Here is a 24,059-nt window from a genome sequence, read left to right as displayed (position 1 = left end):
AAAAATGCGTGAGGGGCGGTAATAAGCGCCGTATGCAAAGTGCGACAGGGCTGTTTCAATCAGCCGTCCACCTCACCCCTCCCGTACGTCTCCGTCCACATACCGCCACCGTCCATCGGCGCCGCGCAGGAAGCGGCTCGTCTCGTGCAGCCGGTGGGCGCGGCCGCTCACTTTGTAGCGGGCGACGAATTCGACCTCGGCATGGGTTTCGTCGATGGGCGTATGGCGCTTGATGGCAAGGCCCAGCCAGCGCGGGGCGTCCGGCGCGTTCGGGTCGACGTCGAGGGCGGCGGGGCAGGTCTCTTGCGCCCATGTGTCGCGCAGATACGCCGACTCGCCCAGCACGTACGCCGTGTACCGCGAGCGCATGAGTTCCAGCGCGCGGGGCGCCACGGTGGCGCCGTCGATGAAGCGGCCGCAGCAGTCCGCGTAACGCGGCGGCCGGGCGCCGCTTTTCTGGTCGGGCGCGGCGCCGCCGCAGGGGCAGTCCGTCGGACGGGCGCTGGCGTGGGGTGCTGAAGTCATCGGATGAGGCGTGGCAGGAGGGAATCGCGAGTCAGGCAAGCCCGCGTGCGATCAGGATCTTCTGGATGTCGCTCGTGCCCTCGTAAATCTGGCACACGCGCACGTCGCGGTAGATGCGCTCCACCGGAAAATCGCTGAGGTAGCCGTAGCCGCCGTGAATCTGCAAGGCCGCCGAGCAGATGCGCTCCGCGGCTTCGGAGGCGAACAGCTTCGCCATCGCCGCTTCCGTGAGACACGGCTGGCCGGCGTCCTTCAACGCCGCGGCGTGCCAGACGAGCTGCCGGGCCGCTTCGAGCTGCGTGGCCATGTCCGAGAGCCGGAACTGCACGGCCTGGTGCGCGAAAAGCGGCTCGCCGAAGCTCTCGCGCTCCTTCGCGTAAGCGAGCGCCGCCTCGAACGCCGCGCGGGCCATGCCCACACTCTGCGCCGCGATGCCGATGCGTCCGCCTTCCAGCCCCGAAAGCGCGATGCGATAGCCCTCGCCTTCGGCGCCGATCAAATTCACCGCCGGTACGCGGCAGTCGTCGAAAACGATCTGCGCCGTGTCCGACGAATGCTGGCCCAGCTTGTCTTCAAGCCGCGCTACGACGTAGCCGGGCGTGTCGGTGGGCACGATGAACGCGCTGATGCCGCGCTTGCCGGCGGATTTGTCGGTGACCGCCATCACGATCGCAACCTGGCCGTTCTTGCCGCTCGTGATGAACTGCTTCACGCCGTTCACCACGTAGCTGTCGCCGTCGCGCGTGGCGGTGGTGCGCAGCGCGGAGGCGTCCGAGCCCGCCTGCGGCTCGGTCAGGCAGAACGCGCCCAGCATGTCGCCGCGCGCGAGCGGCGTGAGCCAGTCGCGCTTCTGGTCGTCGTTGCCGTAGGCGAGCAGGATGCTGCATACGGGGCAGTTGTTGACCGAAATGGCCGTGGACGTGCCGCCGTCGCCGGCCGCGATTTCCTCGAGCATGACGGCGAGCGCCAATGCGTCGAGGCCGGCGCCGCCGTAGGCGGGCGGCACCATCACGCCGTAGGCGCCCAGTTGGGCCAGCTGGCGATGCACCTGCGCGGGAAAGACGCGCTCGCGGTCCCACGCGGCCGCGTGTGGCGCCACTTCCTCGCGCACGAAGGCGCGCACCGCGTCGCGGACCATCAGATGATCCTCGTCGAGCAGCATGTCGGGGTGTCTCCGTTTTTGGTGAAGTTTTTGCGATGGGTCCTGTGCGCGCTACCAGTCCAGTTCCGTGCCGTCGTACTGGAAGAAGCGTCCGTTGAAGACGTCGCGCTCCACGGCGGCTTCGGCCAGCACTTCGCGCAGGCCGTTCACGCTGTGCTGCACGTCGATGGCGGCTTCGGTGCCGCCCATGTCCGTGCGCACCCAGCCCGGATGCAGCGCCACGCACGTTGCGCGGCGGGTCTGCAGCGACGCCACCTTGAGGGCGTCGTTCACGGCCGCCTTGCTCGCGCGATAGAGCCAGCCCGTCGTGCCGCCTGCGCCCGCAATGCTGCCCATGCGGCTCGAGAGCACCGCGAGCACGCCGTGCGCCTCTTCGACGAGCGGCAGCAGAATCGGCATTAACTGCATTGGGCCGCGGACGTTGGTGGCCATCACGTAGTCGAAGTCTTCCGCCGTGAAGGTCTCGACGCCTTCGGTGCGCGGCCCGTACACGCCGGAGACGATCAACGCGACGTCGAGCCGTTCGCCGTCGAGCTTCCAGCCGAGCGCCGCGATCTGCTCGGGCTCGGTGATGTCGAGCGGGAAGGTCTGCGCGCCCATCGCGCCGAGTTCGGCGAGGGACGCTTCGTCGCGCGCCGTGGCCAGCACGCGCCAGCCAGACTTGCGGTACTGCCGCACTAACTCGCGGCCAATGCCGCGCGATGCGCCAACCACGAGCGCTGTCCTCATGCTGTCACCTCCGTGTCTGCGTACGGGTTCGCTTGCACTCACACGAGTTCGATGCCCATGGCCGTGGCCTCGCCACCGCCGATGCACAGGCTTGCCACCCCGCGCTTCAATCCATGCTGACGCAACGCGCCGATCAGCGTAACGACGATGCGCGCACCCGATGCGCCGATAGGATGCCCCAGCGCACACGCGCCGCCGTTGATGTTCACCTTGTCGTGCGGCAGCCCGTGCTCCTTCATGGCGGCCATCGTGACCACGGCGAAGGCCTCGTTGATCTCGTAGAGATCGACGTCGCCCGCGTGCCAGCCGTTTTTGTCGAAGAGACGCCGGATGGCGCCCACCGGCGCCGTGGTGAACTTCGCGGGTTCCTGCGCGAAGGTCGTGTGGCCCACCACGCGTGCGAGCGGCGAGAGACCGAGGCGCGCGGCCGTCGACGCCCGCATCATGACGAGCGCGGCTGCACCGTCCGAAATGGACGACGAATTCGCCGCCGTCACCGTGCCGGTCTTGCTGAACGCGGGCTTGAGGCTCGCAATCTTCTCGATGTTGGCCTTGAACGGCTGTTCGTCGCGTTCCACCCGCACTTCGCCCTTGCGGCTTTCCACCGTGACCGGCGCGATCTCCCACGCGAAGGAGCCGTCTTCGTTCGCACGCTTCGCGCGCTTCAACGATTCGATGGCGAACGCGTCCTGCTGCTCGCGCGAAAAGTCGAACGACGCCGCGCATTCCTCGGCGAACGTGCCCATCAGGCGGCCTTTCTCGTATGCGTCTTCAAGGCCGTCGTAGAACATGTGATCGATCACCTGACCGTGGCCCATGCGCATGCCGGCGCGCGCCTTCGGCAGCAGGTACGGCGCGTTGGTCATGCTCTCCATGCCGCCTGCCACGATCACCTGCGCCGATTCGGCGAGCAGCATGTCGTGCGCGAACATGGCCGCGCGCATGCCCGAGCCGCACATCTTGTTGACCGTCGTGCAGCCCGCCGACAGCGGCAGTCCGGCGCCCAGCGACGCCTGGCGCGCCGGCGCCTGGCCTTGGCCCGCGGGCAGCACGCAGCCCATGATGACCTCGTCGACGTGCTCGGGCGTAAGGCCCGCGCGCTCGACGGCTGCCGCAATTGCCGCGGACCCAAGCTGCGGCGCCGTGAGCGTGGCGAACTCGCCCTGGAACGCCGCCATCGGCGTGCGCGCGGCCGCCACGATGACGACCGGATCGCGTGTTGTCCCGTTCATTTCACTCATGTTTGAGCTCCTTGATAACGCCTTGTACGACGGCGGGTACGTCGCCGAGCTTCGCGGCATCGGCGGCCACCACGTCGTTGTCGGTTTCGTGGGCGTGGCTGGTCGTGGCGCCGCTCACGCAGCGCTGATACGTCTCGTCGAGCTGATCGGCCGACGAAATGGTCATGCCGAGGTTGCGCACGCGGCCGTCATGCACGCCGTAGGCCCAGCCGTGAACGGTGAGCGACTGGCCGCGCGCCCACGCGTCGTTGACGATGGTGGTGCGGCAGACGTTGAGCACCTGCTCGATGGTGTTGAGTTCCACGAGCCGCCGGTGGCGCGCTTCGCCGATGGGCCATTCTTCGAGCAGGGCCGCGTGCTTGGCGCGCACGTCCTGCACGTGATGCAGCCAGTTGTCCGCGAGACCCACGCGCCGGCCGTGCAGCGCCGCGCCCACGCCCGAGCAGCCGTAGTGGCCCACCACCATGATGTGCTTGACCTTCAGCAGGTCGACGGCGAACTGGATCACCGAAAGACAGTTGAGGTCCGAGTGCACCACCACGTTGGCGATGTTGCGGTGGACGAACACCTCGCCCGGCGGCAGGCCGATGATCTGGTTGGCGGGCACCCGCGAATCGGAACAGCCGATCCACAGATACTCGGGCGCCTGCTGGTCGGCGAGGCGCGAGAAGTATTGCGGGTCGGCGGCGAGCTTCGAGGCAACCCACTTCCGGTTGTTGTCGAACAGATGTGAGAGCGGATGGTCTGGAGAAGTCGTGCTCATGATGACTCGATTGGTGTTTCGGGGCCGCGGGGGCGGCCCACCGGTTGAGGCTGAAAGAAGGTGGCGTAGAGCGCGCGCATGGCGGTCATGCCACCTTCACGGCGGCTTCGTCGGCTGTATTGGCCGTGGCCGCTGCGGGCTGCGTGGGCAGGTTCGATGCCTGACCCACGTGGCCCCCGGCGCCGACGAAGCGCTCGGGATAACGTACGCAGAAGCGGATGCTCTGGTCGTACGGGAAAAAGTCGGGCAACTCGCCCTTCAGCAGATGGTCCTTGTGCCTTTGCCAGAGTTCGGGCGTGAAGAAGTCGGCGTGGTGCGCGAGGAAGTATTGCCGCACGCGCGTGTCGCCCAGCAGGAACGTGCCGTAGGTTTCCGGGAAGATGTCGTGCGGGCCGACGGCGTACCACGGCTCGCCGGAGAGTTCGTCTTCCTCGTTGCGCGGCGCGGGCACGGCGCGCACGTTGCAGTCGGTGAGGTACTCGATCTCGTCGTAGTCGTAGAACACCACGCGGCCGTGGCGCGTCACGCCGAAGTTCTTGTAGAGCATGTCGCCCGGGAAGATGTTCGCCTGCATCAGCTCTTTCACCGCGTCGCCGTATTCCTTCACCGCGTGTTCCACCTGCTCGTCGGTGCCGTTTTGCAGGTAGATATTGAGCGGCACCATGCGGCGCTCGATGTAGACGTGGCGGATCACGAGGTTGTCGCCCTCGTACTCGATCATCGAGGGCGCGTAGGTTTCCAGTTCCTTGATGAGCGCGTCGTCGAGGCGCGACACCGGCAGCGCGACGCTCGAATATTCGAGCGTGTCGGCCATGCGGCCCAGCCGGTCGTGCCGCTTCACCAGCTGGTACTTCGCGACGATCTGCTCGCGCGTGGTCTCTTTGGGCGGCGGGAACGCGTCCTTGATGAGCTTGAACACGTAAGGGAACGACGGCAGCGTGAACACCAGCATCACGAGGCCCTTGATGCCGGGCGCGACGATGAACTGGTCGCTCGAATGCGAGAGGTGATGCAGCAGGTCGCGGTAGAACAGGTTCTTGCCCTGCTTCTGCAGACCCACCGACGTATAGATTTCCGCCTTCGGTTTGCCCGGCATGATGGTGCGCAGGAACTCGACGTAGGCCGAGGGCACTTCCATGTCCACGAGGAAGTACGAGTGCGAGAAGCTGAAGATGATGAGCAGCTGCTCACGCTTGAGCAGCACGGTATCGAGCGTGAGCATGCCGGGCTTCGCATGGCGGATGGGCACGGCGAACGGCAGCATGACTTCGCCGTTGATGATGCGCCCGATGATGTAAGCCGCCTTGTTGCGGAAGAACAGCGACGAAAGCACGTGAATCTGGAAGTTCGCGGCTTCTTCGAATTCGCCGAACGCGTCGTGAATGGCCTGCATCAGGCAGCCGACGTCGCGCGTGAGGTCTTCGAACGGCGGCTCCAGCTGGAAGTTCGTGACGACGCGCTCGAGCGTGGCGGCGAGCCCGTCCTTGCCGGGATAGTAGGCGCGGTAGGTGGGCTTCGCGGCGGGCTCGTCGTTCTCGATGTACTCCGTCGAGATGGCGGGCCGCACGAAAATGAAGTCGTTGTTGAAATACGAGCGGTGCAGGATCTTGCAGCAGACCGAATTGAAGAACGTCTCGGCGCACTCCGGCTGCTGGTGGCGCGTGAGCAGGCCGATGTAGTGGAGCTTGATCTGCTGCCAGACTTCGTCGTCGATGTTCTCGGCGTCGTATTCGTCTTCGAGCAACTCGACGCATTCTTCCACGCGCTCGTCATACGATGTGATGCGCTCGCGCGCGAGACGCTGCAGGCCATGCCAGTCGCCGGCTTCGAACAGCTCTTTTGCACGGATGGCTGCGTCGCGGAAGATCCGGTAGTGCCGATCGAAGCCTTCGAGCATGGTTTGCGCGAGGTCGAAACCGATCTGCGACGACAGCAGTTTGGGAAAATGATTCATGTCGACCGTGCATGTTCCATGTCGTGAGGACACACGGGATTGTATCGTCCGCGAGTGTCCGGGCTATTCGCGGCCTTTTGTTTTGGCTGCTTTTGCGCGCTTCGTTCTGCGCGCACCTGGCCGGCCGTGGCGGCTTCTTTCGGCCATCGCGCGCCATCTTGATGGCATCGTGCGCGAACGGCGCGGCACGCGCCAGTGCTGACTACCCTGTAACCGAGCGCTCGCGGCGGCGTGGGCTGGGGCCTGTGCCGAGGTGCGCCGCCCGCCCGTCTGCTTGCCGCTGTTTCCTCGTCTTGTTCCCTGGTGGCGGGCCTTGGGTGCCTGTTGGTTTGCTGCTATCTCCTGTCGGTGCCTTGCGCTCGCAGGCGCGCGGTTTTCCAGTTCGGGTTCGTTCCTGGGTCAGCGGGTTCAGCGGGTCTCGCCCGAGGACGTGGCGGCTTCCGTGCCGCGTTCGCCTTTGTGCCGGTTGCCTTCCAGCAGCGTCCGCGCCTGCGCTTCGTACTGCGCGAGGTCTTCGAGCGTCGCGTTCAGGTCTTCGCGTTGCCGTTCGAGCACCTCGCGGTGGCGCACCACCGTGGCGAGAAACGCCTGGAGCTGGGGAAGGGTGTCGGTCGGCGATTCGTACAGGTCGAGCAGATCGCGAATTTCCGAGAGCGTGAAACCAAGTCGCTTGCCGCGCAGCGTCAGCTTGAGGCGCGTGCGATCGCGTCCCGAATAGACGCGCCGCAGGCCGCTCGCCCCCTCGCGACTGGGCGAGAGCAGGCCCTGGTCCTCGTAGAACCGGATGGCGCGGGGTGTGACGTCGAATTCGCGGGCAAGCTCGGTGATCGTGTACTGGGTGGTCATGGCTCGGAAGTCGTCGGACCGGCGCGGCACGTTGGGCGGCTGGGTAGGACTGGGTAGCCGCCGGGTAACGGCCGGGTAGCGGCCGGCACGTGGGTCCAAATGAACGATAGAATCGACGTTTACGTTATCGTCAACTTGAGACTTGCGCAACCTGGCGCGAGGCGGCGGAATGAGCCGGCAGGCAAGCCGGCAACCAGGCCGATCGACGCAGCCAGGCAGGAGAAAGGAGAAGAGACCCGCGATGAATGCACTCGAACACCAGCTCAACTATCCCTTTGCGGACACGCTGCCCGAGCCCGGCAGTGTGTTCGAAGTCGCGCCGGGCGTGTTCTGGCTGCGCATGCCGCTGCCGTTCGCGCTCGATCACATCAATCTTTGGCTGTTGCGCGATGAAATCGACGGACAGCGTGGCTGGACGGTGATCGACTGCGGCATCGCGTCGGACACGATCAAGGCGCACTGGGAAAGCGTGTTCGATAGCGTGCTGGAGGGTTTGCCGCTGTTGCGCGTGCTCGTCACGCACTGCCACCCGGACCATCTCGGGCTCGCACACTGGCTGTGCAACGGCGGCGAGCGCGAGCGCTGGAACGTGCGGCTGTGGATCACCTTGGGCGAATACATGCTGGGCCGCGTGATGGGCGCAGGGGACGGCTCGAATGCGGGCGGCGAGGGCGCCGCGCGGCACTTCGCGCGCCATGGCCTCGCCGACGAAGCATCGCTGGAAAAACTGCGCAGCCGTCGCAGCTACTACTCGAGCCTCGTGCCGGCTATTCCGAGCCAATATCGGCGGCTGCGCGAGGCCGACAAAGTGCGCATTGGCGGACGTAGCTGGCGCGTGGTGACGGGCTTCGGCCATTCGCCCGAGCATTGCGCGCTGCATTGTGAAGAGGCGGGCGTGCTGATTTCCGGCGACATGGTGCTGCCGCGCATTTCCACCAACGTTTCGGTGTTCGACATCGAGCCCGAAGGCAACCCGCTCGCGCTGTATCTCGAGTCGCTGGGCCGTTACGAGCCCATGCCGGCGGACACGCTCGTGCTGCCCTCGCACGGCAAGCCGTTCCGCGGACTGCACACGCGTATTGGCCAATTGCGGGCGCACCACGACGCGCGGCTTGCCGAAGTGCGCGAGGCCTGTGAAAAGGCGCCGTGCAGCGCGGCCGACATCGTCCCGCTGATGTTCAAGCGCGAGCTGGACATTCACCAGATGACCTTCGCGATGGGCGAAGCGCTCGCGCACTTGCATCTGCTGTGGCTGGCGGGCGAACTCAAGCGCGAGCAGGGCGACGACGGGGTGATCCGCTTCGCGGCTTGAAGTCAGCCTGGATTCCGCTTGGGTCCAGCTTGTATCGGGCTTGAGGCTGACGCTGGCCCGGGCCGGGCAGCTCCATCCCGACCCAGCCCTGGCAACTCCGTCCCGACGCTGCCAGGGCCGTGTGAGCGTTACTGCACCACCACGTTCCCGAAGTTCTGCCGCCCGAACGGGCTGACCTGATAGCCGCTGACGTTCGCCCGCGTAATCGCCGCAGCCGTGGGATAGCCGAGCGGAATCCACAACGCCTCGTCGTGGATGATCTTTTGCGCGGCCTCGTAGGCCTTGGTCCGCTTGCCGAGGTCAGCTGTCGTCTTGCCTTCGGCGATCAGCTTGTCGAGTTGCGGGTCGCAGTAACGCGCGAAGTTGATGCCCGACTTCACGGCATTGCAGCTGAAGAGCGGCGACAGATAGTTGTCGGGGTCGCCGTTATCGCCGGCCCAGCCCATGAAGAGGGTGTCGTGCTGCCCCTGCTTCGCTTCCTTGATCAGCTCGCCCCATTCGATCACTTTCACGTCCGCTTTCACGCCGATCTTCGCGAAGTCGGCCTGCAGCAGTTCCGCGCCGGCTTTCGGATTCGGGTTCAGCACGCTACCGGTTGGCCGGACCCAGATCGTGGTCGAGAAACCGTTCGGCAGACCGGCCTCCGCGAGCAGCTGTTTGGCTTTGGCGATGTCGTGCGGATACGGCTGGATGCCCTTGTCGTAGCTCCACGTGTTGGGCGGCCACGGGTTCGCGGCAGGTATCGCGGTGTTGTCGAAGACGACTTTGAGATAAGTGGCGCGATCGAAGGCGAGGTTCAGCGCCTGGCGAACCTTCTGGTTGTCGAGCGGCTTCTTCTCTGTGTTCAGCGCGACGAAGGCGGTCATGAAGGCGGGCGTCTGCACGACCTTCAGTGACTTCTCGTTCTTCGCGTCGGCAACGTCCTGAGGCTTCGGGGAGAGTGCGATCTGGCATTCGCCGGCCTTGACCTTCTGCGCGCGCACCGCGGCGTCAGGCGTGATGGCGTAAATCAGGCGGTCGATCTTCGGCTTCGGCCCCCAGTACGTGGGGTTCACCTCATAGCGGATCAGCGCGTCTTTCGTGTAGCTCTTCAGCACGAACGGCCCGGTGCCGATCGGCTTCGCGTTGAGGTCCGTCTGCTTGCCGGCCTTGAGCAGCTGGTCGGCATACTCGGCCGAATAGATCGACGCGAAGCCCATTGTCAGGATGGGCAGGAACGTGGCGTTCGGCTCGTTGAGTTCGAACTTCACGGTGCTGTCGTCCACCTTGGATACCGACTTGATCAGCTTCGTGAGGCCCATCGACTGTGCGTGCGGAAAACCGCTCGGCCCCGTCACCTTGTGCCACGGGTTGCTGTCGTCGAGCATGCGGGTGAACGTGAAGACGACGTCGTCGGCATTGAGCGGACGGTTGGGCTTGAAGTAGTCCGTGGTCTGGAACTGCACGTTCGGGCGCAGATGGAACGTGTAGGTGAGGCCGTCGTCGCTGACTTCCCACTTGTCGGCGAGCGCCGGCACGACCTTCTTCGCGGCCTCGTCGTATGAGACGAGCGGGTTGAAGATCACGTCGGCCGAGGCGTTCGTCGTAACGAGCGAGTTGAACTGGACGACGTCGAAACCGTCCGGGCTCGACTCCGTGCACACCGTGAGCGGTTTGGCCAGTACTAGCGCTGGCACAGCCACGAGCAGGGGCAGCAAGGCGGCGGGCAGTCTGAGGCGCATAGGTTCTCCCATAACAGTCGTGGTCAGGCAGTTCGTCTGGTTCATGGTGCAAGCGAAGCATCGCACGTTCGGGCCGGCCACGCCTGCGGGGGCAGCCTGCGATGCAGCGCCTGGCTGGCGCAGCAGCCTGTCTGCGGATTCAAGCGATTCCAGCCCGGCAAGCTTATCGAAGGGATATTGCGGCGACAACCCGTCCAATCGGCATATGGTTATGCGCGGCGGTCGGGCACAAGCTACGAACTGCGCGAGGGTTTGAGGCAAGCAAAGCCCAGCGGCGCGCGGGCCCACCGAACGTGAGGAAGCGAGCTTGTGTCAGGCCGAGGCGAAGTTCATCAGATACTCGATGCCCGCGATTGCCCGCGAGCCGTACCACGAGACGAACTCGCCATCGATCAACCCAACACGCTTGCCGGCGAGCCTTGGGTCGTGGCGCAAGGCATCTGCGTGGGCCAGGGTGAAGCGGTAGGGCTCGCTCGACAGCAGCACGCGGTCTACGTCTGCGAGCCAGGGCGCGTCGAAATCGAAGGTCGGATAGCGTGCGGCACCAGCGGCGCCGCCATACCTCACGGGCTGTGTCTGCCAGTTCACGAGCCCGAGCATGGCGGCGATGTAGGTGTCGCGCGCTACGGTCATCCACGGCTCGCGCCAGATGACGTAGAGCACGTGCTGTTCCGGCCATGCGCGTGCCGCCACTGCATCGAGCCGTGCCTGCAGCGCCGCGCAGAGCGTTTCGGCTTCTCGCTCGCGATCGAAGATGGCGCCAAGCAACCGGTACAGCGTGAGATTGTCGTGCGGCGCGAGCGGATGCGTGACGACGACGTGCGGCACGAAGCGGCGCAGTTCATCCACCGTGTGCGCTTCGTTTTCGTCGATGTTGACGATGACGTGCGTGGGCCGCAACGCGCGAACGGCGTCGATCTTGACGGCTTTCGTGCCGCCGACCTTCGGCACGCGGTGCACGCGCTCGCGCGGGTGAATGCAGAAGCCCGTGCGTCCGACGATCTGTGCGTCGAGCGAAAGCGCAAACAGCAATTCGGTGATGCTGGGAACGAGGGAGACGATGCGGGCACCGGGGCCGGCGCGGCTGTGTTCGGCACCGGCTGCGTCAACCGTGGCACCGTTGACGCCGGCCTGCATGCTAGCCGCGAGCGCCGACACAGGAGGGCCGGCCGTTGCTGGCGAGCCCATGCGCCTATTGGCCCGCGTCGCCCGCGCGTGGTTTGCGCGGCGCCTTTTCGAAGACGCGATCGTAGATCGCGCGCGGCAGCCCGTGCAGCAGCGCGGCCGCCACGCGCATCTGCCACGGGAACACGGCGAAGCGCGTTTTGCGGGCGACGGCGTCCGCGACCTTCGCCGCGAAACGGTCCACGTCCATGAGGAACGGCATGCGATAGGGGTTGTGCGCCGTCATCGGCGTGCGGATGTAGCCGGGCGCAATGGTGACGACGGCCACGCCATGCGGGCGCATCTCCACGCGCAGCGCTTCGAGGTATTTGAGCGCCGCCGCCTTGGACGCGCTGTAGGCCCCCGAGCCAGGCAAGCCGCGTACGCCTGCCACGCTGGCAATGCCGACCAGCGTACCGTGCCTCGCGGCCACCATGGCGGCCGCGAATGGCTCGAAGGTGGCGACCATGCCGTAGTAGTTGACGTCCATGACGTCGCGGAACGTCTTGAGGTCGCCGTGGCCGGTGATCGCGCCGCGGCTCACGCCTGCGTTGGCGATGACCACGTCGGGACAGCCGTAGTCGGCCATGAACCGCTGCGCGGCGCTGGCGAGCGCAGCCTCGTCGCGCACGTCGACGGCGTAAATGGCGATGGGGTGGGACGGGTGCGCCTGGCGGAAGCTGGCGAGTGCGTCGCCACGGCGGGCGACAAGGCCGAGAGTCGCGCCGCGCCGCGCATATTCGGCGGCAAGCGCGAGGCCAATGCCGCTCGAAGCGCCGGTGATGAAGACCTTGAGAGGTGAGCTCATGCCGGCGCTTCGGCGCTTACATCTTCTTGGCGCGAATCTGGCCGATCAGGTAGTCCAGCACCTGGAGCGTGCCGGGCAGGCTGTTCGTCATCGCGGGGCCGGTCTCGTACTTGCCTTGCACGGCAAGCGTCGGCACGCCGTCGATGTTGTAGTCCGCGATCATCTTCTTGTCGCGTTGCAGAGCGCTTTGCGTGGAGAACGAGTTGTAGGCATCCATGAACTTCTTCGGATCCACACCGTTCTTCGCGAGGAACTTCGCCTGGTCTTCGGGCTTGAGCAGGTAGTCGCGGTTCACGTGGATCTCGTTGAAGACCTTCGGCGTGAGTTGCGGTTCGACGCCCAGCGCGTCCAGCGCGTGATAGAGCTTCGAGTGCGGCAGGAAGTCGTCGCGGAACGCCACCGGCACACGCTTGAATACCACGTCCGGGCCCTGCTTCTTGACCCACGCTTCCAGATACGGCTCGAACTCGTTGCAGTGCGGGCAGCCGTACCAGAAGAATTCGGTGACCTCGATCTTGCCGGCCGGTACGTCCACCGGCTGCGGCGTCTTCAGGACGCTGTAGTCCGTGCCGGCCACCGGCGCGGCGGGGCTTGCCTGCGCGCCGACGGCGACGATCGAAAGAGAAAGAAACAGTGCGCTAAAGAGTTTTTTCATTTCCTTGTGACCCACGTTGGCATGTGTTGGCACGCGTTAGTGCTCAGGGGGCGCTCAGGGTGCGTTCGCTGCGCGCCGCCCGTGCAGTACTCAGACCGGTGCCGACCGCGCCGGGTTCAGCGGCCGGCGCATCGAAAGCGTTACTGTTTCGTGAAACGGATGACGGCCGTGTCGATTCCCGCGTCGGACAACCGCTGGCGCGTGGTGTTCATGTCGTCGAACTTCGAAAACGGCCCGATGCGCACCCGGTAATACGTGATGCCGCCCGCGTCGCGCTGCGTGACCTTCGATTCGAAACCCTGGAACGCGAGGCGCGCGCGCTGCTGCTCGGCGTCGGCGGCAGTCTTGTAGGCGCCCACCTGGAGGAAATAGCCGGTGTTCGCGTCCCCTGCGGCGGGCGCGGCGCCCTGCTGGGCGGGCGAGGCCGGAGCGGGCTTCGGCATTACCGCGGGAGCCTTGGGCGGCGGATTGTTCGCCAGCTGTGCGGTGTTGCCGGCCGGTTTCTGTGCGGGCTGGGCGGCGTTGTTGTCCGTGGCGGGCTTCGGCGGCACGGCGACGCCGTTGTTGGCGGCAGCCGGCGCGCTGGACGGCGGCACTTCGACGATCTGCGGTTCCTCCAGCATGCCGGACTGCGACTGGCTCGTGCTCTGGCCCGGCGCCGTGTTGGGCGGCGCGGGTTGTGCGGCCTGCGGCACCGGCTGGCCGGGGGTCTTGCCCTGCAGCGAGCGGTTCGGATCGTACTGCTGTGCGCCGCTTGCGCCCGTATCGGAAGCCGCCGGCGGCGCCACCTTCGCGACGAACGGCGAGGGCGCGCGCGTGATGTAGAGCGCCACCACCACCGCGATCGCGAGGCCGACAATCAGGCCCAGCACGATACCGAGAAACGTTCCCCCGGTCTGTTTCGACTGACTTGTAGTGCGGCGTGGTTTGGCCATCGTTTGAATCACCTGCGAACAAAAGAATCCTGGGAGGGCCGCCGTTCGTCGCGGCGGCCACGTGTTGCCACTTGTGTGACGTCGGGAACTTACATGCGCTCGGGTGCCGATACGCCGATCATGGCAAGGCCGTTGGCAAGCACCTGGCGTGTGGCCGCGAGCAGGGCGATGCGCGCATCGCGCTCCTGCGCGTCGTCGACGAGAACGCGTTCGGCATTGTAGAACGAGTGAAACTCCGCGGCGAGTTCGCGCAGGTAGAAGGCCACCGCGTGCGGCGCGAGTTCGTCGGCGGCGTGCGTGAGCATGTCGGGATACTCGGCGAGTTTGGCCACGAGCGCGAGCGCGCGTTCGCTCGCGAGCGGCGTGAGGTCGATATTCGGCAGCGCCGACTCGTCGCCGTTATGGCGCGACTTCCACTCGTTGAGCACCGACGAGATCCGCGCGTGCGCGTACTGCACGTAATAGACCGGGTTCTCGTCGTTCTGCTTCAGCGCGAGGTCGATGTCGAACACGAATTCCGTGTCGGCCTTGCGCGAGATCAGGAAGAAGCGCACGGCGTCGCGGCCGCGGCGGATGGTGGCCTCGTCGAGCAGATCGGGCGCCGTTTCCGAGCCCGGTGTCGCGCCGCCCGACCATTCGATCAGATCGCGCACGGTCACGTAGCTGCCCGCGCGCTTCGAAATCTTCACTTCCTGACCGTCGCGCATGACGGTGACCATCTTGTGCAGCACGTAGTCGGGGTAGCCCTTCGGAATGCCGACGCCGAGCCCCTGCAGGCCCGCGCGCACGCGCGCGATGGTGCCGTGATGGTCCGAGCCCTGAATGTTGATGACCTTCGTGAAGCCGCGTTCCCACTTGGTCACGTGATAGGCGACGTCGGGCACGAAGTAGGTGTAGGTGCCGTCGGACTTGCGCATCACGCGGTCCTTGTCGTCGCCGTAGTCGGTGGTGCGCAGCCACAGCGCGCCGTCCTGCTCGTAGGTCTCGCCGGTCTTGATCAGCGCCTCGACGGTCTTTTCCACGCGACCTTCGGTGTAGAGCGACGACTCCAGGTAGTACTGGTCGAACTTCACGCCGAACGCCTGGAGGTCCATGTCCTGCTCGTGGCGCAGATAGGCCACGGCGAAGCGGCGGATCGCGTCGAGGTCTTCGACGTCGCCTGTGCCCTTAACCGGCTCGCCGTCCTTGGCCGAGACGGTTTCGCCCGCCATGAAGTCGCGCGCGATCTCTGCGATGTACTCGCCGTTGTAGGCCGCTTCGGGCCAGCCCGCGTCGCCCGGTTTCAGGCCGCGGGCGCGCGCTTGCGTGGAGACGGCGAGATTCTGGATCTGCACGCCGGCATCGTTGTAGTAGAACTCGCGATGCACGGCGTAGCCCTGCGAGGCCAGCACGTTCGAAATAGCGTCGCCTAGCGCGGCCTGGCGACCGTGTCCCACGTGCAGCGGACCCGTGGGGTTCGCCGACACGAACTCGACCAGCACGCGCTTGCCGGCTTCGCGCTGCGCGCGGCCGTAGGCGTCGCGTTCGGTGAACACCGCGCCGATCACGGCGCGCTTCGCATCCGCGGTGAGACGCAGGTTGATGAAGCCAGGGCCTGCCACTTCGGCGTGTTCGACAAGACCCTTCGCGGCGGCGCTTGCCACGATGGCATCGACGATCTGCTGGGCAAGTTGTCGCGGATTCGCGCGCAGCGGCTTGGCCAGTTGCATGGCGACATTGCAGGCCACGTCGCCGTGGGCAGCCACCTTCGGGCGTTCAAGGGCGATGGCGGGGGCGACGAACGCGGCGTCTGCCGCGCCTTGGGTTGCGTCGGCCACTTTCTTGACCGCGTCGGCGAACAGCGTTTCGAGAGTCTGTTTTTGTGCGGGCAGCATGCTTGTTGCAGGTCCTATGCGGGTAATCGGCTGCGGCCGGCGTTGCGTGGCCGGGCCGTCACGAATGGGTGGAAAGCGGGCGCTGCGGCGCTCGCGCGGGACGCGGACAACTGCGCGCCGTTGTCTGAGCGGCTGGCTGTCCAGGCAACTGCCTGAGCGATCGCCCGAGCGGTTGCATGAGCCCTGCGAGCGAAGGCGCTTCAGGCCGACTTGCCGTGCAGCATGCAGACCTGCGTGCCGACGAGGGTGAGCCGTATGCCGCCTATGCTCCGGGCGTCCGGCAACGCTTGCGTGCTGCACGGCGGCCGTTCGGTTTTCCGTTCAGAGGGATTTTAGCAGGTGCTAATATGTCCAATACGACGCCCGCGACGAGCCGCAGAGGGGCATCTCGCCGTTGCATGATACCGGCCGATGCCGCTTGCGCGGGCCGCACGAGGTTCAACAAAATGAGAAGGGGAGCAGTCATGCTGATTACTTTCAAATGCCATGCGTCGCCGGATGTCACGATGCTGGAAAATCTGGCGCAGTACCTGCTCGGCATTATCGGCAAACGGCTCGACAAGCAAGGCGTGATCACGCACGATCAGCTCGAACCGGCCATCACGAAGCTTGAAGCGGCAATCGCCACGGACAAGCGCGAGCGTGCCGAGCACGACGGACATTTCCACGAGGGCGAAGACGGTCACGAGCCGCACGAGATTCCCATCGGGCTTGCGCAGCGTGCGTATCCGTTCCTCGATATGCTGCGAGCCGCGCACAAGGAACAGTCCGATATCGTGTGGGGCATCTGACGCAGCCCACATGAAAAGAGCCCGCTCCATGGAGCGGGCTCTTTTGCAATGTGACGTTATGACACTAGCGTTACGTTGTGCGGCTTCAGGCTGTGCGGGCTCATCCGTTACTGGCTGGCGGCAGGCGCAGCGGGTTCCGCGGTCGCGGCAGCCGAAGCACCATGCTTCATCTTTTTCTTCTTCGGCTTCTTCACATGTTTCTGGCGCGGTGGCGAATAGCTGCTCACCGCGCTCGCTTCGCCCGGCGTCGCCTGCTGGGCGAAGGCCGGCAAGCTCCCGCCTGCAAGCGCAAGCGCAGTCAACATCAGCGTCAGCTTCTTCATACGATTTTTCTCCGTTGACGGTTGCATGGATGGCCGACGCGTTGGCGGTCCGTTGTGTCCTGAGCGCGCGGCGAAGACGTACTGCGCAACCAGTCTACAAAGCCGAAATTTTTGCGACCGCAAATATTCAGGCTTTCGTGAGCGATATGCGGAGCCCGCGCGCTTCACGTCAACAGACCTACAGTAGCGGCGCCAGCGCGCGGCTTGCGTCTTGCTTCGAAAGCGACATGCGCCGGGCGTAGTCCTCGAGCTGGTCTTCGCCGATCTTGCCCACCGAGAAGTACGTGCTGTCCGGATGCGCGAGATAGAAGCCCGACACGCTGGCCGCAGGCAGCATCGCGAGCGACTCGGTCACGCTCATGCCCACTTCTTCCGCCTGAAGGAGCGCGAACATGTCGCGCTTCACGAGGTGGTCCGGGCAAGCGGGGTAGCCCGGCGCGGGGCGGATGCCGCGGTACTTTTCGGCGACCAGGTCGTCATTCGCAAGCGACTCGTCCGCGGCGTAGCCCCACAAGTCGCGCCGCACGCGGGCGTGCATCGCTTCGGCGAAGGCTTCGGCGAAGCGGTCCGCGAGCGCCTTTAGCATGATGGCGCTGTAGTCGTCGTGATCGGCGACGAACTGCGCTTCCTTCTTGTCGACACCGATGCCGGCTGTCACGGCAAAGAGTCCGATGTAGTCGGCCACGCCGGAGTCTTTGGGCGCGATGAAGTCCGCGAGCGACCGGTTCGGGCGCTGTACGCCGTCCACCACGGGCCGCACGCTCTGCTGGCGCAGGTTGCGCCACGTGAGGGCAACTTCGGAGCGCGACTCGTCGGTGTAGATCTCGATGTCGTCGTCGTTCACCGTGTTCGCCGGCAGCAGCGCGATTACGCCGTTCGCCGTAAGCCAGCGTCCCTGGATCAGCCGCGCGAGCATCGACTTCGCGTCCGAGAACACCTTGCGCGCCGACTCGCCCACGATCTCGTCATTCAGGATGTCCGGATAGCGGCCCGCGAGATCCCAGGTCTGGAAGAACGGCCCCCAGTCGATGTACTGGGCCAGCTCGTTGAGGTCGTAGTTGCGGAACACGCGCCGGCCGAGGAACTTCGGCTTCACCGGCTGGTAATGCGCCCAGTCGATCTTCGTCTTGTTCGCGCGCGCCTCGGCGAGCGTGACGAGCGGCTGCGCCTTCTTGTTCGCGTGCTGGGTGCGGATGCGTTCGTAGTCAGCCTTCAGATCGTCGAGGTACTTCGCGGCGCCTTCGTCCGAAAGCAGGTTCGACGCGACCGACACCGAGCGCGACGCGTCCGGCACGTACACCACGGGCCCTTCGTAGTTGGGCGCGATCTTCACGGCGGTATGCACGCGCGAAGTCGTGGCACCGCCGATCAGCAGCGGAATCTTCTTCACGCGGAAATAGTCGTCGCGCTGCATTTCCGAAGCGACGTAGGCCATTTCCTCGAGGCTCGGCGTGATGAGCCCCGAGAGTCCGACGATGTCCGCACCTTCCACCTTCGCCTTCGCGAGGATCTCGTTGCAGGGCACCATCACGCCCATGTTGACCACCTCGAAGTTGTTGCACTGGAGCACGACGGAGACGATGTTCTTGCCGATGTCGTGCACGTCGCCCTTCACCGTGGCGATCACGATCTTGCCTTTCGCGCGCACGTCGCCGCCCGCTTCGGCAAGCTTCTTCTTTTCTTCCTCGATGAACGGGATCAGGTGCGCCACCGCCTGCTTCATCACGCGCGCCGACTTCACCACCTGCGGCAGGAACATCTTGCCCTGCCCGAAGAGGTCGCCCACGATGTTCATGCCGTCCATGAGCGGGCCTTCGATCACGTTGATCGGTCGCCCGCCCGCCTCGGCGATCTTCACGCGCGCTTCCTCGGTGTCTTCCACGATGAAATTCGTGATGCCGAGCACGAGCGCGTGCGCGAGGCGCTTCTCGACCGGCTGGTTGCGCCACTCGAGGTTCTCTTCCTTCTTCGCGGCGCCGGCCTTGAAGCGGTCGGCGATTTCGAGCAGGCGGTCGGTCGCATCGGGCCGGCGGTTCAGCACGACGTCTTCCACGCGCTCGCGCAACTCGGTGTCGAGGTCTTCGTACACGCCGAGCTGGCCCGCGTTGACGATGCCCATGTCCATGCCGGCCTTGATGGCGTAGTAGAGGAACACGGTGTGAATGGCTTCGCGCACGGGGTCGTTGCCGCGGAACGAGAACGACACGTTCGACACGCCGCCGCTCACCTTCGCGTACGGCAGGTTCTGCTTGATCCAGCGCGTGGCTTCGATGAAATCCACGGCGTAGTTGTTGTGCTCTTCAATGCCCGTGGCGATGGCGAAGATGTTCGGGTCGAAGATGATGTCTTCGGGCGGAAAGCCCACTTCGTTCACGAGCACTTCGTACGAGCGGCGGCAGATCTGCGTCTTGCGCTCGAACGTGTCGGCCTGGCCTTTTTCGTCGAAGGCCATCACCACGGCCGCTGCGCCGTAGCGGCGAATCAGCTTCGCGTGATGGCGGAACGCCTCCTCGCCTTCCTTCAGCGAGATCGAATTCACGATGGCCTTGCCCTGCACGCATTGCAAACCCGCTTCGATCACGTCCCACTTCGACGAGTCGATCATGATGGGCACCCGCGCGATGTCGGGCTCCGACGCGATGAGGTTCAGAAAGCGCACCATGGCCGCTTTCGAATCGAGCATCGCTTCGTCCATGTTGATGTCGATGACCTGCGCGCCGTTTTCGACCTGCTGGCGCGCCACCGCGAGCGCTTCATCGAACTGGCCGTTCAGGATCATGCGGGCGAAGGCTTTGGAGCCCGTCACGTTGGTGCGCTCGCCCACGTTGATGAACAGCGTGCCGGACGTGACGTTGAACGGCTCGAGGCCGGAGAGGCGCAGGGTGTGATCGGTCATGGCGTGAAGGTGTCTCGTGGGTGGCGTCTTGTCAGGTAGCGCGTGGAATCACGCCGCGTCGCGATATTGGCCCGGCCAGCGGCGCGGCTTCACGTCGGCGAGCGCCTTGGCGATGGCGGCGATGTGCTCGGGGGTCGTGCCGCAGCAGCCGCCCGCGATGTTGACGAGGCCCGCCTGCGCGAATTCCTTGAGGAGCCCCGACGTGTCGGCCGGCGTTTCGTCGAAGCCCGTATCGCTCATCGGATTGGGCAGGCCCGCGTTCGGGTAGCACGACACGTAGGTGTCGCAGAGCTTCGAGAGTTCGGCGATATACGGACGCATCAGCGCCGCGCCCAGCGCGCAGTTGAGGCCGAACGTGAGCGGCCGCGCGTGACGCAGCGAGTTCCAGAAGGCTTCCACCGTCTGGCCGGAGAGGATGCGGCCCGAGGCGTCTGTGACGGTGCCCGAGATCATGATGGGCAGGCGCTCGCCGGTGTCGTCGAACAGCTGGTCGAGTGCGAAGAGCGCGGCTTTGGCGTTCAGCGTGTCGAAGATCGTTTCCACGAGGAACAGATCGACGCCGCCGTCCAGCAGCGCCTGCGCCTGCTCGTAGTACGCGGTGCGCAGTTCTTCGAAGGTGACGTTGCGCGCGCCGGGGTCGTTGACGTCGGGCGAGATGCTCGCTGTCTTCGGCGTCGGTCCGATTGCGCCCGCGACGAAGCGCGGCTTGTCGGGCGTCGAGTACTTGTCGCAGGCCGCGCGCGCCAGTTTCGCCGACGCGAGGTTCATTTCGGCGGCGAGGTCTTCCATGCCGTAATCGGCCTGGGCGACCTTCGTTGCGCCAAACGTATTGGTTTCGATGATGTCCGCGCCCGCGGCCAGATACTGCTCGTGAATCTCGCTGATGATGGCCGGCTGCGTGATCGACAGCAGTTCGTTGTTGCCCTTGATGTCGCGCGGATAGTCTTTGAAGCGTTCGCCGCGATAGGCTGCTTCGTCGAGCTTGTAGCGCTGGATCATGGTGCCCATCGCGCCATCGAGAATCAGGATGCGCGACGCGAGCAGGGCGGGCAGGGCCGCGCCGCGCGTGTACGGTGCGTCCTGGCGGGCCACGGCGGCAGGGCGGGTTGCGGCGTTCGTGGCTGCATTCGAAGCGGCAGAAGCGGGCTGGTTCATGGCGGACTCGGAGTCGGAATCGGGCGTTCGAAGGCGCATTTTCGCGCGGACATTGCGCGCGAACTTCGGGAAACTAGAGATTGTAGCGGCAGCCGCGGCGGCTTGCCGCACAGCGGCGGCCAAGGCCCTGCAAGCGCTGGAAAAAGGAAACCCCCATCCGCGCACAGGCGGATGGGGGTTTCCGGGGCGGTCGCACGCCGTGCCGGCGCGTGCGATGCCTTGTCAGTGGAGGATGACGGGCTGCAGCATCAGGCTGTCGAACTGGCCGAGGAATTCGTCGACTTCGTCCAGCGACGGTTCGCCTTCAATCAGCTTCTGCACGTGCTCGCGAAACTGTGCCGCCATTTCGCCGTCGATGAAGATTTCGCGCCGCGCGTTCTTGTCGACGATCTCATAGCCGCCTGCCTTCATGGCGAGGTGACCGTCCTGCGGCGGAAACTCGACGACGCAATAGTTAGGGCTGTTGTAGATCATTTGCATGGCGACACTCCTCTTTCTGTGCTCCTGGCGTTTTTGCCTCACCCCGTAAGTGGAGCGCCCGCTGTGCAATTCAAGGGGAGGCCCAGACTGCCGCGTAAAAATTTCCACTTCTGAATCTTAGACCCTTGTCTCAAGAAACGTTTCCAGCAAGGCTGCAAATCGGTGGGATTGCTCGATGGGCGCGAGATGGGCCGCTTCCAGCACCTCGAAACGTGCGCCCGGGATCGCGCCTGCCATGGCTTGCGTTGCCGCAGGCGGCGTGCCCGGGTCATAGCGGCCCGCCACAGCGAGCGTCGGGATGCGGATGTCGCCCAGTCGCGCGTGCACGTCGAAGTCGCGCAACGCTTCGCAGGCGAAGGCGTAGCTTTGCGCAGACGTTTGCGTCATGACCTCGCGTATCTGCTCGACGACTTCCGGGTGCGCCCGCCGGAAGTCCGCCGTGAGCCACCGTTCGAGCGTCGCGGGCACGAGCCCCGCGACGCCTTCGCGGCGCACCGTGGCGGCGCGTTCGTCCCACAGCGCGCGGTTTTCGGGCGGGGTGCGGCTTAGCGTGTCCGCAAGCGTCAGTGTTTCGACCTTCGACGGGTAATCGAGCGCGAAGTGCTGAGCCGTCATGCCGCCCAGCGAGAGGCCGACCAGGTGCGTGGACGGGGCGCCGAGCGCATCGAGCAGCGCGGCCAGGTCGGCGGCGAGATCCGCGACGCTGAAGGGCTCGTCTGGCACCGCCGATGCGCCGTGCCCGCGCAGGTCGTAGCGCAGCACGGTGTAGTCGTCGCGAAAATAGCCGGCGAGTTGATCCCACACCGAGAGGTCGCCGCCCAGTTGATGCACGAACGTGAGCCACGGGCCGCCGCCTTCGTTGTCCAGCACGTAGCGCGTTTCTATGCCGTTGATCGTCACTTGCATGCTTTGCTCCGTCACGTATGAACGATGAAAGGAACCGCCTGTGAACGCCATTATCGTGGCGACGCGTGAAGCGTGCTGGGCCGCTCCGATGCTCCGCCCGCCGGGCTTCAGTGTGGTGCGAGGGGTTCTGGCGCGAGAAGGTTCCTCGCGCGTTCGAGGGATTGCTCGGTCTGGCACATGACTCGCGGCGCGTTGCGTTGAGCGGGCGGAAGAGGCGGGTGACAGTGCGCGTTGAGGATGCTGGTTGCGCGAGTGTGTCGCTCAGGGTTTTGCGCTGCTATTCGTGGTGGCTGGCGATATGGGCGACGGCGGAGCGGTCGGCGCAGGCTGCGTGGCTTGAGTGGGGTCAGGCGGCAACGCGTTCTGTGCCGCTGCCGGCTGCCCAGCGTCGGGCTGGGACTGGCTGGAGGTTGCGCCGGGCGACGTGCCCTCGTCGTCCGGTTGTGCCGACGCTCCTGCCGGTGTATCGGCCGCGCTGCCTGCCCCGCCCGTTGGTGTTGCATCCACGGACGGCGCCTTCGCGTTGCCATGCCACACCAACTCGATTTCGCTGCCGTTTGGCTCGGTCTGCATGAGCCGCGCGGGCAGCCAGCCCAGCGACGGCGCAAGCCACACGTCGATTCGCCGCCGATCACCCTCATGGCGCGGCAGGCGCATGAAGTGCCGCGCGGTCACGAAGCCCTGCGCCGTGCGGATGGTCTCGTCTCCGATTGTTTCGATAGGCCAGGTTTCGCCGCTGTCGTTGTCGGCGACGTAGAACTCGCGGGTGACACCGGGCTTGTAGGCGTCGGGGTCACCGCGCACGAGGCTTGCCAGCTGCATCACCATGCTGAAGCGGTCCTGCGCGCCGTCCGGCAACGCCAGCGAGTTGGGCGTGCGAGTAAAGACGATCTGCTTCTGCTCGCGGTTGAAGACGGTGACGTCTTCGGGCCGGCGGCCGCGCTGTTCGATGTATTGGTCCGGCGCGAGTCCGAACGCGTCCACGTGGCCGTGGCTCGTCCAGCGAAACGTGCCGACGAACGGCAGCGGCACGGCAATCACCATTTCGTAGTGTTGGCCGTCGCTCGTCCAGTGCAAGGTGCCGGTCTGGTTGCGCACGCCGTTGTAGAAGGTGTCGTACTGAAGGTCGCCCGAGGGCGGCACAGAGAACTTCACGCCGCCCGATGCCGCCGCGCCGGAGCCCTGCGCGCCGTTGGCTGCCGCACCGGATGCGGCGTCCGCGTTTATGCCGGCGCCTGCCGCGGACGCGGATGCCGCAGCGGGAGACGATGCGGCTTCGGGCGCTGTGGCTGTTTCTGGCGCCTTCTCCGCGGCCGGGGCCGTTCGCCGCGCCGGCTGTGCACTCTGTGGGCGGACGGCGGTAAGCACATGCTCGCTTCGTCGATGCTGCGTTGCCTGGGCCTTCGCCGGCGCGGCGGGTGCTGCTCCCTTCGCCGTGGAGCCCGCCGGAGTCTGCTCCACGCGCTCGGGTTTGAGCAGTTGCACCTGCACCGGTACGCGCTGCGTTTCCGGCGCAATGAACGTATCGCGGTTACGTTCCACCCATTGCGCGGCGATCCAGTGCAGCGCGCTCACAACGGCAAGCGCCGCCAGCCAGCGCCACGGACGACGCGCGCGGGCGCGGGCGGTGGCAGTGAGAGAGGCGGCGCCTTGAGCGACGGATGGGGACGACATCGAAACGGTCTGTGGCTGCGGGTGCGAAAAACGTAAAAGTGGCGAACTTGCTGCAGGTGGACGGTGTGGCAATGAGCGAGCCGCGGCGCAACGTACCGGCGCGATGGGCGGCTGCGCCTCGCGGATACGGTTTGGTCTGGCTTGC

The 24,059-nt window shown here is 65.6% G+C and carries 21 protein-coding genes; 2 read left to right on the top strand and 19 right to left on the bottom strand.

What is annotated here, in order from left to right; all coding sequences use genetic code 11:
* Positions 1 to 72: 72 nt before the first annotated feature.
* The 7 genes from PKKP23_RS27440 to PKKP23_RS27410 form a co-directional block, all read right to left on the bottom strand.
* On the bottom strand, positions 73 to 525 hold the full coding sequence (locus PKKP23_RS27440) for a YchJ family protein (protein WP_126879220.1): 453 nt from the start codon (positions 523 to 525) through the stop codon (positions 73 to 75).
* A gap of 31 nt (positions 526 to 556) precedes the next feature.
* Positions 557 to 1,687: an acyl-CoA dehydrogenase family protein gene (locus PKKP23_RS27435; protein ID WP_126879219.1), complete on the bottom strand. Its 1,131-nt coding sequence runs from the start codon at positions 1,685 to 1,687 to the stop codon at positions 557 to 559.
* A gap of 51 nt (positions 1,688 to 1,738) precedes the next feature.
* Positions 1,739 to 2,416 carry an SDR family oxidoreductase gene (locus tag PKKP23_RS27430; RefSeq protein ID WP_126879218.1) on the bottom strand — a complete coding sequence of 226 codons (678 nt, stop codon included), beginning with the start codon at positions 2,414 to 2,416 and terminating at the stop codon, positions 1,739 to 1,741.
* 38 nt (positions 2,417 to 2,454) lie between these two features.
* Complete coding sequence (locus PKKP23_RS27425; protein WP_126879217.1) at positions 2,455 to 3,657, bottom strand: acetyl-CoA C-acetyltransferase; 1,203 nt, start codon at positions 3,655 to 3,657, stop codon at positions 2,455 to 2,457.
* Positions 3,650 to 4,420 (bottom strand): carbonate dehydratase, encoded by a 771-nt coding sequence (can, locus tag PKKP23_RS27420; RefSeq protein ID WP_017772536.1) that lies wholly within the window; start codon positions 4,418 to 4,420, stop codon positions 3,650 to 3,652. Before can ends, PKKP23_RS27425 begins: the two co-directional genes overlap by 8 nt.
* A gap of 85 nt (positions 4,421 to 4,505) precedes the next feature.
* A complete protein-coding gene (aceK, locus tag PKKP23_RS27415) occupies positions 4,506 to 6,374 on the bottom strand; it encodes a bifunctional isocitrate dehydrogenase kinase/phosphatase (RefSeq protein ID WP_126879216.1) in 1,869 nt (622 codons plus the stop codon).
* Between the two features lie 408 nt (positions 6,375 to 6,782).
* Positions 6,783 to 7,220 (bottom strand): MerR family transcriptional regulator, encoded by a 438-nt coding sequence (locus tag PKKP23_RS27410; protein WP_017772539.1) that lies wholly within the window; start codon positions 7,218 to 7,220, stop codon positions 6,783 to 6,785.
* A gap of 241 nt (positions 7,221 to 7,461) precedes the next feature.
* Between PKKP23_RS27410 and PKKP23_RS27405 the strand changes: the two genes are divergently transcribed.
* Entirely contained in the window at positions 7,462 to 8,532 is a 1,071-nt protein-coding gene (locus PKKP23_RS27405; protein ID WP_126879215.1) for an MBL fold metallo-hydrolase, read from the top strand.
* A gap of 128 nt (positions 8,533 to 8,660) precedes the next feature.
* Here the strand turns inward: PKKP23_RS27405 and PKKP23_RS27400 are convergent, their stop codons facing one another.
* The 6 genes from PKKP23_RS27400 to argS all read right to left on the bottom strand — a co-directional run bounded on the left by PKKP23_RS27400 (position 8,661) and on the right by argS (position 15,689).
* Positions 8,661 to 10,253: an ABC transporter substrate-binding protein gene (locus tag PKKP23_RS27400; RefSeq protein ID WP_017772541.1), complete on the bottom strand. Its 1,593-nt coding sequence runs from the start codon at positions 10,251 to 10,253 to the stop codon at positions 8,661 to 8,663.
* Between the two features lie 312 nt (positions 10,254 to 10,565).
* Positions 10,566 to 11,390: a helical backbone metal receptor gene (locus tag PKKP23_RS27395; protein WP_126879214.1), complete on the bottom strand. Its 825-nt coding sequence runs from the start codon at positions 11,388 to 11,390 to the stop codon at positions 10,566 to 10,568.
* Positions 11,391 to 11,445: 55 nt separating this feature from the next.
* Entirely contained in the window at positions 11,446 to 12,225 is a 780-nt protein-coding gene (locus PKKP23_RS27390) for an SDR family oxidoreductase (RefSeq protein ID WP_126879213.1), read from the bottom strand.
* A 16-nt stretch (positions 12,226 to 12,241) separates the two neighbouring features.
* Positions 12,242 to 12,880 (bottom strand): thiol:disulfide interchange protein DsbA/DsbL, encoded by a 639-nt coding sequence (locus PKKP23_RS27385; RefSeq protein ID WP_017772544.1) that lies wholly within the window; start codon positions 12,878 to 12,880, stop codon positions 12,242 to 12,244.
* 140 nt (positions 12,881 to 13,020) lie between these two features.
* Positions 13,021 to 13,815: an SPOR domain-containing protein gene (locus tag PKKP23_RS27380; RefSeq protein WP_126879212.1), complete on the bottom strand. Its 795-nt coding sequence runs from the start codon at positions 13,813 to 13,815 to the stop codon at positions 13,021 to 13,023.
* Positions 13,816 to 13,904: 89 nt separating this feature from the next.
* Entirely contained in the window at positions 13,905 to 15,689 is a 1,785-nt protein-coding gene (argS, locus tag PKKP23_RS27375) for an arginine--tRNA ligase (protein ID WP_126879211.1), read from the bottom strand.
* A gap of 464 nt (positions 15,690 to 16,153) precedes the next feature.
* Between argS and PKKP23_RS27370 the strand changes: the two genes are divergently transcribed.
* A complete protein-coding gene (locus PKKP23_RS27370) occupies positions 16,154 to 16,480 on the top strand; it encodes a DUF1840 domain-containing protein (protein ID WP_017772547.1) in 327 nt (108 codons plus the stop codon).
* 107 nt (positions 16,481 to 16,587) lie between these two features.
* On the opposite strand, the gene PKKP23_RS27365 is transcribed toward PKKP23_RS27370, so the two are convergent.
* From PKKP23_RS27365 to PKKP23_RS27340, 6 genes are all read right to left on the bottom strand, one after another.
* Positions 16,588 to 16,803, bottom strand: a complete 216-nt coding sequence (locus PKKP23_RS27365; RefSeq protein ID WP_017772548.1) for a hypothetical protein — start codon at positions 16,801 to 16,803, stop codon at positions 16,588 to 16,590.
* A 178-nt stretch (positions 16,804 to 16,981) separates the two neighbouring features.
* Positions 16,982 to 19,699 (bottom strand): methionine synthase, encoded by a 2,718-nt coding sequence (gene metH / locus PKKP23_RS27360; RefSeq protein WP_161978154.1) that lies wholly within the window; start codon positions 19,697 to 19,699, stop codon positions 16,982 to 16,984.
* A gap of 48 nt (positions 19,700 to 19,747) precedes the next feature.
* The gene (locus PKKP23_RS27355) at positions 19,748 to 20,854 is read right to left on the bottom strand and encodes a homocysteine S-methyltransferase family protein (RefSeq protein WP_017772550.1); all 1,107 of its coding nucleotides are present in this window, start codon (positions 20,852 to 20,854) and stop codon (positions 19,748 to 19,750) included.
* Between the two features lie 222 nt (positions 20,855 to 21,076).
* Positions 21,077 to 21,334: a BTH_I0359 family protein gene (locus PKKP23_RS27350; RefSeq protein WP_017772551.1), complete on the bottom strand. Its 258-nt coding sequence runs from the start codon at positions 21,332 to 21,334 to the stop codon at positions 21,077 to 21,079.
* Between the two features lie 117 nt (positions 21,335 to 21,451).
* A complete protein-coding gene (gene pcaD, locus PKKP23_RS27345; RefSeq protein ID WP_126879210.1) occupies positions 21,452 to 22,240 on the bottom strand; it encodes a 3-oxoadipate enol-lactonase in 789 nt (262 codons plus the stop codon).
* Between the two features lie 261 nt (positions 22,241 to 22,501).
* Positions 22,502 to 23,914, bottom strand: a complete 1,413-nt coding sequence (locus tag PKKP23_RS27340) for a DUF3108 domain-containing protein (protein WP_240659159.1) — start codon at positions 23,912 to 23,914, stop codon at positions 22,502 to 22,504.
* Between the last annotated feature and the right edge of the window lie 145 nt (positions 23,915 to 24,059).

The sequence above is a fragment of the Paraburkholderia kururiensis JCM 10599 = LMG 19447 genome (assembly GCF_003986935.1).
Lineage (GTDB): Bacteria > Pseudomonadota > Gammaproteobacteria > Burkholderiales > Burkholderiaceae > Paraburkholderia > Paraburkholderia kururiensis.
This window is presented reverse-complemented; position numbering and strand designations above follow the sequence as displayed.